This window comes from Streptomyces malachitofuscus (genome assembly GCF_055571035.1).
Genome location: NZ_JBVIGA010000013.1, coordinates 1 through 14063, shown reverse-complemented (window position 1 = coordinate 14063; position 14063 = coordinate 1). Strand labels below are relative to the sequence as shown.

The following is a 14063-nucleotide window of genomic DNA, read 5'->3' as shown; positions in this document are numbered from 1 at the left end:
GAGGGTGGGCGCACATGCGGACAGCGGTGGTCGGAGCCGGTGGGGTCGGTGGCTACTTCGGGGCGCGTCTCGCCGCGGCGGGCCACGAGGTCACGTTCGTGGCGCGGGGCCGCCACCTGGAGGCCGCGCGCAGCGAGGGCCTGCTCGTCCGCAGCCCGCTGGGCGACGTGCGCACCTCACCCGACTCGTTCGTCGACAGCGTCGCCCGGCTCGGTCCCGTGGACCTGGTCCTGGTCGCCGTGAAGCTCTGGGACACCGAAGACGTCGCCGGACAGCTGGCCTCCTCGAACGCGGGGAAGGCCGCGGTGCTGTCGCTGCAGAACGGCGTGCACAAGGACACCGTCCTCCGCCGTCATCTGCCCGACGACTCCGTCCTCGGGGGAGCCTGCTTCATCTCCGCCTTCATCGAGGAACCCGGCGTCGTCCGGCACAACGGCACCCTGCAGAGAATGGTCTTCGGCGCACGCCACCCGAGCCAGGAACCCGTCGTCGCCGACCTCATGGCCGCCTGCCGTGAGGCGGGCATCGACGCGGAGACCAGCACCTCGATCGACAAGGTGGTCTGGGAGAAGTTCGTCTTCCTCGTCGGTCTGTCGGCCACGACGACGGCCATCCGCCGGCCCGTCGGAGTCGTCCGGTCCCATGAGCGTTCCCGGGCACTGCTGCGCGAGATCATGGAGGAGACCGTGGCGGTCGCGCAGGCCTCGGGCGTCCCCCTGGACGACACGTTCGCCGAACGTCAGCTGGCCTTCTGCGACACGCTGCCCGCGGACATGACGTCCTCCATGCACAACGACCTGGAGAACGGCAACCGTCTCGAGCTGCCCTGGCTCAGCGGGGGAGTGGCCGACCTCGCCGCCCGGCTGGACGTCCCCGCCCCGCGCAACCGGACCGTGGCCGACATCCTCGCCCCGTACGTGCTCGGAGACCCGTCAGGGGCATGACGCGGCGGTGCGACCGTTCACCGTTCGCCGTCCCCCCGGACCAGGCACCAGTAGCGACCGTGGTGCCCGATGCCGATGCGGTCGTCCCGCGGCACCAGCGCGGGGTCCGGGCGGCCTACGGCCGCCATGGAGCAGGCGGCGTCGCCGACCTTTCCGGCCATGGCCATCCGCCGGGCGGCGGCCAACGCTGCCGGTGAGGTGTACCAGGTGGTGGTCACCGTCTGGTCCGAGCCGGTCGCCGGTGCGTGGGTCGGGTGCTTCCGGTGGGGGGACGCCGGCACGGACGTTCCAGCGGGCGGCTTCGGCGCCGGGGATGCCGGAGTGAGTGCCGCCGTCGGTGTGGAGGACGGCGTGAGCGTCGCACTCGGCGCCGACGTCGGAGCGGGGGGCAGGACGGACGACGGCGGTACGGGCGTCGAGGGCCCCGGACGCTTCGTCGGCGTCCGCGTCGGCCTCGGACGCGCGGGCGAGCCGGAGGGTTTGGGGGCAGTGGGACGTGCCGAGGGCTTGGGCCCGGGGGGCCGCGCCGGCCCGGGCGTCGACGTGGGCCGCGTTCGGGGAGTGCGCACGGCCGGACCGTCCGTCGCGGGCGCGCGGGACCCCGGCTCCCGGCCGGGCCGTGCGGAACCGGTGGTCGGCCTCTCACCGGGAACCTCCGGCCCGGTGGTCCGCCTCTCATCCGGAACGCCCGGCTCGGTGGTCGGCCTCCGACCCGGAGCCGTCGGCCCGGTGGTGGTCCGAGGGCTCCGCTGTGCGGGTCCGGTCGTGGGTTCCCCGCTCGGCCGGGCCGACTGACGGGGGCGGGACGTCGCCGCCGGGGACCGTGTGCGCGTGGGCGTTCCGCGGGCGGTGCCGGACGGCTCCGTCTCGAACGTCCAGGACGGCAGCGGGTTCAGGGTGGGAAGGGACAGATCGGTCGAGGCCGAGGGCGTGGGGGTGGGATCGCCGCCGTCCTGCGCCACCAACGCCCACACGCCGACGCCCCCGAGGACGAGCAGGGCGGTGCCGCCCGCGATCCACGGGGCGCGTCGGGGCGGGCGTCGGTGACGGTTCATGGTCCTACTGTCCTATGCGACCGGGCGGGGCGCCCGCCGCATCGGCTGGACGCTGTGCTTTCCCGCCCGGCCATACCGCCCGTCCGGGTGACGCGCCCGTTCCCGTGGCCGTCTTCGGTCAGCCGTTGACGTCCTTGTTGAAATCATCGGCACATGCGTCACGTTCGCTCTGGGTGTCGGCGTGCCGCACGCAGTCGTCGAAGTCCTTGAACTCGTCCGAGTTGAGGATCGACGCGCCGATCGCGATGATCACCACGGACGCGGCCAGCCCCAGCCCGCCGAGTACCGCGCCGACGATCGACATTCTGCCGTGCGGGGCCCGGCCTCCGCGTGCCTTGCGGGCGCCGATGATGCCGAAGATCAGAGCCAGGAGTCCGAGCAAGGCCCCGCCGATGACGGTCCAGAAGAGGATGACCGCCAGGATGCCGAGGACCAGTGCGGCGATCGCGAGTCCGTTGCCCCGGCGCACGCCCGTGTCATGATGTGCCTGCATGGCGTCCGTGCGCGCCGAGGGGTGTTCCGGGAAAGACATGTCATCACACTCATCTCTGCTTCGGTCCACATGAGTTGCCGTACGTGCCGATTGCCCCCATCCCGGCGGCGAATGCCTCCGGTCTCCCGTGCACCCGCGTTTCGCGCGCGGTCCGGACAAGTGAGGTGAACGAGCGGTGTGGCCACGAGTCGACGGCATGCGTGCGATGGAACTGGGCTCCCCCGACGAGCTGCGCGTCGAGCTGAACTCCCTGGTTCTTGCCGGACGGAAGACGGCGACGACCGGTCTGCTCGCCGAGTACGTCGAGGAGACGGAAGGCCTCGAGTTCGTCGGTGAGCGCATGGCTCTGCTGGACAACGCCGGCGATGCCGTCGCCACTCTCGAGATCACGGGCGTCGAGCAGACGTCGTTCATCGAGGTTCCGTGGGAGCATGCCGTCGCCGAAGGCGAGGGCGACGCTTCCATCGAGGCGTGGCGTGCCGGCCATCGCCGGTTCTGGGAGCGCGAGGGCACCCCCGTCGTCGACGACACTCCCGTCGTCTGCATCGCCTTCCGTGTCGTGGAGCCTTCCTGACCCGCCGGCACTCGCTCGGGCCACCGGACCGAATGTGCACCGGTCAGGCGGCGGCGCCGCCGGCGCCCGCTGCCGACGCCCGTCGGACGGGCATCATGGTCTGCACGGCTTCCTTCTCCAGGTGATCGAGGATCAACCGGTTGACCAGGTCCGACTGCTCCAGGGGCGCCGGATGGGACGCTCCGGGGACGACCGCCGGCCGGCCCCGAGCGCGCGGTAGAGGGTGATCGTGTGCTCGAGCGTGATCAAGTCGTCGTCACCGACCATGACGAGGGTGGGTGCCTGGATGAGCCTCGTACAGTTCGCGGAAGAACGCGAGATCCGGGCTCTCCGGTGTCATCGCGTCGCCATCGCCGGTTCGGCGAAGGACTCGGGCGGGGGCGCGAGTTGGCCCACATCACCACGACCTTGCGTACCTGGTCGGGCCGGGCCAGGGCGACGAGCAGCGCGACGCCGCCGCCGTCGCTCCGACCGAGCAGATGCGCCGGCCGGCCCACGACGGTCTCCATGAAGGCGACCGTGTCGTCCAAGTCCTGACAGGAGAGCGGTCCTGCGACGTCTCCTGACGCCAGGAAGGTCCGCGTACTCGCCCATCGCCGGGCCCTTTCCGGGCGGCTGCCGGTCCCGTTCCCGGCAGTCTCCGGCACGCCTCGCGGGGCCGCAACAGCGGGGCGTGCGACGGGCCCGCCCCCTACTCCGCCTGGGCGCATGGGCCGTCGGCCGGTCGCGTCCGTGCCGAGGTCAGCCGGCCTCTCCGGAGGAGGTGGGCCCGGCGGCGTACGGGCCGGACGGGGCGGGCCCCGTTGCACCGCGGCGCAGCAGTCCCGGCAGGGACAGGGCGCCCGGGCCGAAGAACACCAGGAGGAGGAAACCCCAGCAGAACAGGGCCGGGGACAGACCGCCGTTCTGCAGGGGGAAGAGGCCGTCCTTCTGGTGTTCGGTGAAGTAGGCGAAGGCCATGGCGCCCGAGCTGAGGAACGCCGCACTGCGGGTCGCGACACCGAGGAGGATCAGGGCGCCGCAGGCGAGCTCGATCACCCCGGCGTACCAGAACGGCCAGTCCCCGGCGGGTGTGGCCTCCCGGTCGAGCACACCGAAGAGCGTGGCGGCGCCCTCGCTGGTGAACAGCACGCCGAGGACGATCCGGAACAGGCCCAGAACGAGGGGCTGGTGGCTGGCAAGCCGATCGCTCAGCCGTGCGGTGCTCATCGCTGCGTACTCCTTGCATGGGTGGGTGCGACGTGTTCGGGCGACGGGGGCGAGGGGCCGCCCGCTCTCCTCTTACGTGCGCGGTGCGCCGAGGGTTCAGTCATCGGCCGTGCGGATTGCCTGGACCACGAGCCGCCCTTGCCTCATTATGACGCTGTCATGACATCCCGTGCGATGACGACTGGGAAGGTGACCGTGCGCGGCTCCTTGGTCAGGACGGTTCTCGGCGCCCTCCTTCTCGTGGCGCCCTCGATGCCCGCTTCCGCGGCGGCGGCCCCCCAGGCACCCGAGGCCCGCACGGAGGCCGCCTCCGCCGACACCTGGACCGCCCCGCTCAGTACGCGGGGCCGCTGGATCGTGGACGCGGACGGTGACCGGTTCAGACTCCGGTCCGGCAACTGGCACGGCGCCAGCGGCACATGGAACGGAAACGGCAGCGCGGAGGAGGACGGCAACCATCACGCCGGCGAGAACTCCCACCGGATACCGCTCGGCCTCGACCGCGCCCCCATGGCGGAGATCATCGCCGGGTTCCAGGAGATCGGGATCAACAGCATCCGGCTGCCCTTCTCCAACGAGATGATCCACGACACCCGCCCCGTCACGGACGAAGCCGTCGCGGCCAACCCCGCCCTCAGGGCGAGGACTCCGCTCGGGGTCTACGACGCCGTGATACGCGAACTCACCGACGCCGGCCTCGCGGTCATCCTCAACAACCACACCAACACCACCCGTTGGTGCTGCGGCGTCGACGGCAACGAGCGCTGGAACGCGAGCCGGTCCACGGAGCAGTGGGAGGAGGACTGGCTGTTCATGGCCCGCCGCTACCGGGACAACGACCGCGTCGTGGGTGCGGATCTCTACAACGAGGTCCGCCGCTCCGTCTGGGACGACCCCAACTGGGGTCTCGGTGACAACCATGACTGGTTCACCGCCTCGCAGCGCGTCGGCGACCGCATCCTGACCGAGGCCAACCCCGACCTCCTCATCGTCGTCGAGGGCATCAACTGGACCGGCATCCCCGTCGACGGGTTCGCGCACGGCCGCCCCACCCTCGAGCCCGCCCGCCATCTCTCCCACACCCTTGTCGACTCCGGCAAGCTCGTCTACTCCGCCCACTTCTACGGCTACACCGGACCCCGTCACACCGGAGCCACCGGAATCGGCGAGACCACCGACCCCCGCTACCGGGACCTGTCACCCGGCGAGCTGATCGAGGTGCTGAACCGCCAGGCCTTCTTCGTCAGCGCCGAACAGGACCGGCATTTCACCGCGCCCGTGTGGATCAGCGAGTTCGGCGTCGGAGGCCGGGAGGAGAACAGCCCCACCGACCGGGCCTGGTTCGAGAACTTCGTCGACCATCTCATCCGCACCGACGCCGACTTCGCGTACTGGCCGCTCGTCGGCTGGCACGAGAACCGCAGGGGCAACGGCTGGGCGCTGCTGCACTGGGACGCGGCAGGTCAGCGCATGGGCCTGTTCGACGGCGACGACTGGCGGGCCGGGGCGTGGACCCGGCTCATCGAGGCCACCGGCCGCTCCGGCCCCGTCGGCCCGGCGGCCGACTGGTCGATGCTCAGCCCCGACCACGCCGACTTCGTCGCCTCACGCCGTATGCGCGCGCTGCCCGACTGGGACCCCGGCGCCCGCAAGGCCGTATGCCCCGACGGGCAGCGCCTGCTCGGCCTCAGCCACACCGGCAACCGTGGCCTGTGCTCCGACGTGACCGCCGGACCCCTCCAGGACCCGGCCGGCGGCCACCAGGTCGTCAAGGACGAGCGGCATGTCACGCCCGGCGGTGACTGGGCGTCCGGGTACACCAAGCTCCAGTGCCCCGTGGGCCACTTCCTCACCGGTTACAGCGTCCGCGGCGCCGCCGTCTCGGCCGCCCTGTGCGCGAAGGCCCCGGACGGCGCGCTCACCGGTACGAGCGGCCGCACGGTCTGGTTCGACCGGGGCGACAACCGGGGCGCGCAGCCCAAGGGCGGCGACTTCGCGCACGGCCGCTTCAAGGGCCAGTGCGCCGACGACGAGTACGCCGCCGGCATCGCCTACACCGGCCGGTTCCTCTCCCCACGCACCCCGGACGCCCTGTACTGCCGCACACTCACCGGCGGCACGTCCGACGTGTCCTGACGGCCGCCCGGCGGCCGGTATCGGGAGGCCGCCCGGAAAGCGGGGGTGGCGGAGTGTCGCGCGGCCTCGGCGACGCGGTACGGCGGACATGCTGCCTCCTGGCGGAACCGCGTCGGTTCACGCGGTCCGGCGGATGATCAGGACATGGTCGGTGACCTCGGCGGTCTCCCCGCCCGGTCCGGTCGCGGTCCTGCGCGGGGAGTCGGCCCGTTCGACCGTCCACGTCGCAGGGTCCAGGGCGAGGTCCCCGGCGATCTCCCGCGGGTCCGGGTGGCGGACGTCGGGGTCCTGGTTCCACGACCAGGGGGCGGTCGAGCCGTGGTCGACGACCAGCAGCCGCCCACCCGGCCGGAGGGCGTGCGCCGCGGTACGCAGGACGGTCGCCCTGTCCAGGTCCAGGGGCGTGTGCAGATAGTGGGCGGACACGAGATCGAACCGGCCGTCCGGGAAGGACTCCCGCAGGTCGTGCCGCCGGGCGCCGATCCGCTCGCCCAGGCCGTGTGCGGCGGCCAGCGCGGCGAGACGCTCGATCGCCACGGACGAGACGTCGACCGCGGTGACCCGCCATCCCCGGCGCGCGAGCCACAACGCGTCTCCGCCGGACCCGCAGCCGAGGTCCAGGGCGTCACCGGGCGGCAGGGGGGTGACGGACTCGGTCAGTCGTGCGTTCGGCCGTGGTGCGGTCGCCGCCGGTCGCGCGCCGTGGACGCCGTTCCAGAACGTGAGTGCGTCGGTGGATGACATGACGGGTGCTCCTTCTGTCGGGAAGGTGTCCGAGTCTCGCCCGGCTCACTCCTGCCCGGCACGAAATCTTGCGGGAACGGCAAGAGTGCCGGACGGGTGGCGGCCCGCCGTCCGTCTCTCGCGCGGGCGTGCCGCACCGGTATCGTGCGGGAATGAGCGACGACGGCCACGCGCGCGAGCGACTGATCGCACGGGAGCAGGACTGGTCGGCGGCCATCGTGTCCGACGACGCGGACCGGATCGGTACGTTCGTGACCGACGACTGGGTGATCGTCTCCAGCCGGGGCATCGGGACGCGGGAGGAGTTCCTCGACCTGATCCGCTCCGGCGACCTGACGCACACCGCCATGCGGGCCGTCGGCCCCCTCCGTGTCCGAGTTCACGGCGACACGGCCGTCGTGACGGGGCGGATGACGAACACGGCGTACTACCGCGGGCAGCGGTTCGACGCCGACGAATGGGTGACCGATGTGTTCGTCCGGCACCGGGACGGCTGGCGGTGCGCGCTCACCCACCTCACGGCATCCGACCCCGGCTGACCCCGGCGGGCACGCTCCCGTCGGTGCCCTGTGAAGTCGCTCGGTGCGGTGTCATACCGGAAACTTCTCTGTGAGGGCCCGCGTCGGTGCGGGCCGCGGAGAGGGTGAGCGGCGTGCTGGAGGTCCCGCCCTGGCTGTGGGTGGTGTTTGCCGCGACGGTGGTGGTGTCGCTGACGGTGGACCTGCTCGCCCATCGCAGCGCACACGTCATCGGATTCAAGGAGGCTGCCGCCTGGAGCGCCCTGTGGGTGAGCCTGGCCCTGGTCTTCGGCGCGGTCGTCTTCCTCGTCCTCGGCGCCACGGCCGGCACCGAGTACACCACCGCGTGGCTGCTGGAGAAGAGCCTGTCCGTCGACAACCTCTTCGTCTTCGCCGTGATCTTCGCCTACTTCAGAGTGCCCCGCGCCTACCAACATCGTGTCCTGTTCTTCGGGGTGATGGGCGCGCTCGTCTTCCGGGGCGTCTTCCTGACACTCGGTGTCGCCGTGGTCAGCCGCTTCACGGCGGTGCTGTTCGTCTTCGCCGCCGTGCTCTTCTACAGCACCTACAAGCTTCTCAAGGGCGACGAGGAGGGCTTCGACCCGGGCAAGAGCGTCGCTCTGCGGCTGCTCCGCAAGGTCGTTCCGGTGCGGGACGAATACGAGGGCACGCACTTCTTCGTCAAGGAGGCCGGCAAGCGCGTCGCCACTCCGCTGCTCGCGGTGGTCGCCGCGATCGAGGCGGCCGATCTGGTCTTCGCCGTCGACAGCGTCCCCGCTGTCCTCGCCGTCAGTGACGATCTCTTCATCGTCTACACCAGCAACGCGTTCGCCATCCTGGGGCTGCGCGCCCTGTACTTTCTGCTCGCGGGACTGCTGGACCGCTTCCACTACCTGAACGTGGGCCTCGCGATCATCCTGAGCTTCATCGGCGTCAAGCTGATCCTCCAGGCCACGCACGAAACGATCAGCGCCAGTGTTCCGGAGATCCCCTCGCCGGTCAGTCTCGCGGTCATCGTCGCCATCCTGACGACGTCCGTGATCTTCAGCCTGCGGCGACCCGTCCCTCCCCGTAAGGACTCCGCGGCCGGAGAAGAGGCGGTGCCCGAGCGGGACACGCCCGCCGACCGCCCCGGTGACGACTGAGCCCCGACCGACCGCCGGACGCCGACTTCACCCCTGACCGGCACACGGTCGGTCGACGGGATACGTACGCGCACACCCGGGGCCCTGGCGGCCCACCCGGCGACGTCCGCACTTTGTCTCACCCGAGGAAAAAGACAAGGGTTCGCGCGCGAAAGGGGTTACGCGTTCGGTCGAGTCCCGCTAACTTCCTTGAAATGAACCGGTCATGACCCTGGTCACGGTGACGACCGGAGCTCGACGGCGCGACGGCGCGCGCCCGTACTCCTCACGGCCGGCCTCGGGCCTGCCGCCACCCCCACATTCAGGAGACTTCCGTGCGCACGAGACCGCTCGGACACAGACGTGTCCGCACGCTGCTGACGGCCGTGGCCTGTGCCATGAGCCTGGCACTGCCCCTGGGCCCGGCCGCCGCAGCCCCCGCCCCCACAGGCCCGGGCGGCGCAGCCGACGCCGCGGCGGCCGAGGACTTCCAACAGGTCACCCTCGCCAAGGGCGTCGCCGAGATGGGCGAGCCCATGACCTTCGCCGTCCTGCCGAACCGCTCGGTGCTGCACACCTCGCGCGACGGCACGCTCCGACTGACGGACGCCGCCGGCACCACCACCGTGGCGGGCAGACTGGACGTCTACAGCCACGACGAGGAGGGGCTGCAGGGCGTCGCCGCCGATCCCGGTTTCTCCGCCAACCGCTTCGTCTACCTGTACTACGCCCCCAAGCTGAACACTCCGGCCGGAGACGCCCCCAGCGACGGAACGGCATCCGACTTCGCCCCGTTCGACGGCGTCAACCGGCTGTCCCGGTTCGTCCTGAAGACCGACGGCACCCTGGACCCGGGCAGCGAGAAGAAGATCCTCGACGTGCCCGCCTCCCGCGGCCTGTGCTGTCATGTCGGCGGCGACATCGACTTCGACGCGGCGGGCAACCTGTACCTGTCGACGGGCGACGACACCAACCCCTTCGCCTCGGACGGCTACACCCCCATCGACGAGCGTGCCTCGCGCAACCCCGCCTACGACGCCCAGCGTTCCTCGGGCAACACCAACGACCTGCGCGGCAAGATCCTGCGCATCAAGGTGAACGCCGACGCGACGTACAGCATCCCGGCGGGGAACCTCTTCGCGCCCGGCACCGCCGGCACCCGTCCCGAGATCTATGCCATGGGTTTCCGCAACCCCTTCCGGATGAGCGTCGACAAGGCCACCGGCACCGTCTACGTCGGTGACTACGGCCCCGACGCCGGTACCGCCAACCCCTCCCGGGGCCCCGGCGGACAGGTCGAGTTCAACCGCATCACCACGGCAGGCAACTTCGGCTGGCCCTACTGCACCGGAAAGAACGACGCCTACACCGACTACGACTTCGGCTCCGGCAGCTCGGGCCCGTCCTTCAACTGCGCGGCGCCGAGGAACACGTCGCCGCGCAACACCGGCCTGACCGACCTGCCGCCCGCACAGCCTGCCTGGATCCCCTACGACGGCGGCTCCGTCCCCGAGTTCGGCAACGGATCCGAGTCGCCCATGGGCGGCCCCGTCTACCGCTACGACGCCGGCTCCACCTCCGAGGTGAAGTTCCCCGCCGAGTACGACGGCGACTTCTTCGCCGGCGAGTTCGGCCGCCGCTGGATCAAGCGGATCGAGGCCGGCGGCGACGGAACCGTGCAGTCCATCAATGCCTTCCCCTGGAGCGGCACCCAGGTGATGGACCTGGCCTTCGGCCCCGACGGAGCTCTCTACGTCCTCGACTACGGCACCGGCTACTTCAACGGCGACGCCAACTCGGCCCTGTACCGCATCGAGCACGTGACCGGCGGGCGCGCCCCGGTGGCCCAGGCCAAGGCGGACACCACCTCCGGCACGGCCCCCCTCACCGTCGGCTTCTCCTCGGCCGGCACCTCCGACCCCGACGGCGACGCACTCCGCTACGCCTGGACCTTCGGCGACGGCGGCACCTCCACCGCAGCCGATCCGTCCCACACCTACACCACCAACGGCCAGTACACGGCGACGCTGAAGGTCACCGACTCCACCGGCCAGTCCGCCACGGCGTCCGTACAGATCACCGTGGGCAACACCGCCCCGACCGTACGGCTCGACACCCCGGCCGACGGACGCGTCCACGACTTCGGCGACGCCATCCCCTTCAAGGTGACGGTCACCGACCCGGAGGACGGCACGATCGACTGCGCGAAGGTGAAGGTCACCTTCATCATCGGCCACGACAGCCACGGCCACCCGCAGACCTCGACCACCGGCTGCACCGGCACCCTGCAGACCCTGGCCGACGGCGAGCACGACCCCAACGCCAACATCTTCGGCGTCGTCGACGCCGAGTACACCGACAAGGGAGCGGGCGGCCAGCCCGCGCTCACCGCGCACGACCAGCACATCACCCAGCCCAGCCACCGGCAGGCCGAACACTACGCAGACGCGGCCGGGGTGACGGTCGTCAACCACACACCCGCGCACGGCGGCAAGACGGTCGGCGACATCCACAACGGCGACTGGATCTCCTTCACCCCGTACAGCCTCGACAACGTCACCGGCGTCACCGCGCGCGTCTCTTCCGGAGGCAGCGGTGGCACCCTCGAGGTCCGCGCGGGTTCCCCGGCCGGCACGCTGCTCGGCACGGCCACCGTGCCGGTCACCGGCGGCTGGGAGACCTTCCAGGACGTCACGGCACCCCTGACCGGCGGGCCGGCCGGCACCACCACCCTGTACCTCGTCTTCAAGGGCGGCAGCGGCGCGCTCTACGACGTGGACGAGTTCTCCTTCACCACCTCCGCCGGCGGTATCCGCACGGGTGAGGTGAAGGGGGTGAACGGCAAGTGTCTGGATGTGGACAACGCGGGCACTGCGGACGGTACGGAGATACAGATCTGGTCGTGCAACGCGAGTGCGGCGCAGCGGTGGACGGTGGCGGACGACGGTTCGTTGCGGGCGTTGGGGAAGTGTCTGGACGTTTCCGGTGGCGGGAGTGCGGACGGTACGCGGATCCAGTTGTGGACGTGCAACGGGACGGGGGCGCAGAAGTGGGCGGCCCACTCCGACGGCACGGTGCGCAACCCGCAGTCGGGCAAGTGCCTGGACGCCTCGGGCGGTACGTGGAACGACGGGACGCCGGTCCATCTGTGGACCTGCCACACCGGACCCAACCAGAAGTGGACCCTGCCGTAGAAAGGAGGCGAGCCACGATGCGCACCCCGTTCAGAACAGTGCTCAGCCTGTGTGCCGGCGCCCTGCTCTGCCTGACACCCCAGGCCACGGCCCTGCCCGGCGCCGTACCGGCCCCCGGCCACAGCGCCCACGCTCCGGACCGCACGTCCACCGCGGCGGCCGACCCGGCGTACGAGATCCTCGTCTTCTCCAGGACGGCGGGCTACCGCCACTCCTCGATCGACGAGGGCGTCGCGGCCCTGCGTGACCTCGGAGCGGCGAACAACTTCACCGTCACCGCCACCGAGGACCCCGGGGCCTTCACCACCGCCAACCTCGCCCGGTACCGGACCGTGGTCTTCCTCTCGACCACGGGCGACGTCCTGGGCCCGGCGCAGCAGACCGCCTTCGAGCAGTACCTGGGAGCGGGCGGCGGCTACGTCGGTATCCACGCCGCCGCCGACACCGAGTACGACTGGCCCTTCTACGAAGGACTGGCGGGAGCACTTTTCCAGTCCCACCCCGCCATCCAGCCCGCGACCGTCAGGGTCGAGGACCGGGCCCACGACGCCACCGCGCACCTGGGCCGCACCTGGCAGCGCACGGACGAGTGGTACAACTACCGCAGCAACCCCCGCACCACCGCCCATGTCCTGGCATCGCTGGACGAGTCCAGCTACTCCGGCGGCACCATGTCCGGCGACCACCCGATCGCCTGGTGCAAGGACTACGCCGGCGGCCGGGCCTTCTACACCGGCGGCGGCCACACGGAGGAGTCCTACGCGGACCCCGCGTTCCGACGGCATCTGCTCGGCGGCATCCGCTGGGCCGCCGGCACCACCAAGGCCGACTGCCGCCCGGAGACCGGCTACACCTCCCTGTTCGACGGCACCGGCACGGCAGGCTGGAAGCAGGCGGGCCCCGGCGGCTTCACCCTGGCCGACGGCACCCTCACCTCGCACGGCGGACTGGGCCTGCTCTGGTACGACGCCAAGGAGTTCACCGGCGACTACTCGCTGAAGCTCGACTGGAAGCTGAGCGGGGACGACAACTCCGGTGTCTTCGTGGGTTTCCCGGCGTCCGACGACCCGTGGTCGGCGGTGGACAACGGCTACGAGATCCAGATCGACGCCACCGACGCGGCCGATCGCACCACCGGCGCCGTCTACGGATTCCGGTCGGCCGACCTCGCCGCACGCGACGCAGCGCTGAACCCGCCGGGGGAGTGGAACACGTACGAGATCCGCGTCACCGGGGAGCGGCTCGAGATCTTCCTCAACGGCCGGAAGATCAACGACTTCACCAACACCGACCCGGCGCGCAGCCTCCAGCAGGGCCACATCGGTCTGCAGAACCACGGCGACGGCGACGAGGCGGCCTTCCGCAACATCCGGATCAAGCAGACGGGGTCCCCGGCCGATCCCCGCACGGGTGAGGTGAAGGGGGTGAACGGCAAGTGTCTGGATGTGGACAACGCGGGCACTGCGGACGGTACGGAGATACAGATCTGGTCGTGCAACGCGAGTGCGGCGCAGCGGTGGACGGTGGCGGACGACGGTTCGTTGCGGGCGTTGGGGAAGTGTCTGGACGTTTCCGGTGGCGGGAGTGCGGACGGTACGCGGATCCAGTTGTGGACGTGCAACGGGACGGGGGCGCAGAAGTGGGCGGCCCACTCCGACGGCACGGTGCGCAACCCGCAGTCGGGCAAGTGCCTGGACGCCTCGGGCGGTACGTGGAACGACGGGACGCCGGTCCATCTGTGGACCTGCCACACCGGACCCAACCAGAAGTGGACCCTGCCCTGATGTGAGACAGGTCCGGCGGGCATCGGATCACCGACGCCCGCCGGACCGTGCCCGCCGGACCGGCGCACTGCGCGTGGGCGGCCGCCCGGTTACGGTTGATGGGTCACCTCGGGCCGACGCCCTCCCGCCCGGTTCCCCTCATCACCTCGTCACCCTGTCGGCGCCGCGGCCCGGCCCGGGGCACGTCGTCACAGGGAGAATCCCAATGACATTGTCAAGCGGGGGCGGTGACGTCCCGTGAGGGCGTCATGCCGCTGCGGCACTGGTCCTGGGCATGGCTGTCTCGAA

General features: G+C 71.0%; 11 protein-coding genes and 1 pseudogene. 7 read left to right on the top strand and 5 right to left on the bottom strand.

Translation table 11 applies throughout. From position 1 onward, the window contains the following. Positions 1-14 precede the first annotated feature (14 nt). A complete protein-coding gene (locus ACZ44S_RS19770) occupies positions 15-944 on the top strand; it encodes a ketopantoate reductase family protein (protein WP_466930723.1) in 930 nt (309 codons plus the stop codon). 17 nt (positions 945-961) lie between these two features. Here ACZ44S_RS19770 and ACZ44S_RS19765 read toward each other — a convergent pair whose 3' ends face one another. Both ACZ44S_RS19765 and ACZ44S_RS19760 read right to left on the bottom strand, forming a co-directional pair. Further along, positions 962-1225 (bottom strand): hypothetical protein, encoded by a 264-nt coding sequence (locus ACZ44S_RS19765; RefSeq protein WP_466930722.1) that lies wholly within the window; start codon positions 1223-1225, stop codon positions 962-964. 892 nt (positions 1226-2117) lie between these two features. After that, positions 2118-2531 carry a DUF4190 domain-containing protein gene (locus ACZ44S_RS19760; RefSeq protein WP_466930720.1) on the bottom strand — a complete coding sequence of 138 codons (414 nt, stop codon included), beginning with the start codon at positions 2529-2531 and terminating at the stop codon, positions 2118-2120. Positions 2532-2667: 136 nt separating this feature from the next. Here ACZ44S_RS19760 and ACZ44S_RS19755 point away from each other — a divergent pair, with 136 nt between their 5' ends. Beyond that, positions 2668-3066 carry an ASCH domain-containing protein gene (locus tag ACZ44S_RS19755; protein ID WP_466930718.1) on the top strand — a complete coding sequence of 133 codons (399 nt, stop codon included), beginning with the start codon at positions 2668-2670 and terminating at the stop codon, positions 3064-3066. A gap of 43 nt (positions 3067-3109) precedes the next feature. On the opposite strand, the pseudogene ACZ44S_RS19750 reads toward ACZ44S_RS19755, so the two are convergent. Continuing rightward, positions 3110-3626, bottom strand: a pseudogene (locus tag ACZ44S_RS19750) (alpha/beta fold hydrolase); the annotation flags it as partial. Positions 3627-3807: 181 nt separating this feature from the next. Then, positions 3808-4275: a DoxX family protein gene (locus ACZ44S_RS19745; RefSeq protein WP_466930716.1), complete on the bottom strand. Its 468-nt coding sequence runs from the start codon at positions 4273-4275 to the stop codon at positions 3808-3810. A 174-nt stretch (positions 4276-4449) separates the two neighbouring features. On the opposite strand from ACZ44S_RS19745, the gene ACZ44S_RS19740 reads away from it, so the two are divergent. Then, positions 4450-6411 (top strand): glycoside hydrolase family 5 protein, encoded by a 1962-nt coding sequence (locus ACZ44S_RS19740; protein ID WP_466930714.1) that lies wholly within the window; start codon positions 4450-4452, stop codon positions 6409-6411. Positions 6412-6528: 117 nt separating this feature from the next. On the opposite strand, the gene ACZ44S_RS19735 is transcribed toward ACZ44S_RS19740, so the two are convergent. Beyond that, the gene (locus tag ACZ44S_RS19735; protein ID WP_466930712.1) at positions 6529-7155 is read right to left on the bottom strand and encodes an SAM-dependent methyltransferase; all 627 of its coding nucleotides are present in this window, start codon (positions 7153-7155) and stop codon (positions 6529-6531) included. A gap of 152 nt (positions 7156-7307) precedes the next feature. On the opposite strand from ACZ44S_RS19735, the gene ACZ44S_RS19730 reads away from it, so the two are divergent. The 4 genes from ACZ44S_RS19730 to ACZ44S_RS19715 all read left to right on the top strand — a co-directional run bounded on the left by ACZ44S_RS19730 (position 7308) and on the right by ACZ44S_RS19715 (position 13775). Then, on the top strand, positions 7308-7694 hold the full coding sequence (locus ACZ44S_RS19730) for a nuclear transport factor 2 family protein (protein ID WP_466930710.1): 387 nt from the start codon (positions 7308-7310) through the stop codon (positions 7692-7694). Positions 7695-7807: 113 nt separating this feature from the next. Next, entirely contained in the window at positions 7808-8818 is a 1011-nt protein-coding gene (locus ACZ44S_RS19725) for a TerC family protein (RefSeq protein WP_466930708.1), read from the top strand. A gap of 314 nt (positions 8819-9132) precedes the next feature. Continuing rightward, positions 9133-11991, top strand: a complete 2859-nt coding sequence (locus ACZ44S_RS19720; RefSeq protein WP_466930706.1) for a lectin — start codon at positions 9133-9135, stop codon at positions 11989-11991. A 17-nt stretch (positions 11992-12008) separates the two neighbouring features. Then, positions 12009-13775 carry a lectin gene (locus tag ACZ44S_RS19715; RefSeq protein WP_466930704.1) on the top strand — a complete coding sequence of 589 codons (1767 nt, stop codon included), beginning with the start codon at positions 12009-12011 and terminating at the stop codon, positions 13773-13775. Positions 13776-14063 lie beyond the last annotated feature (288 nt).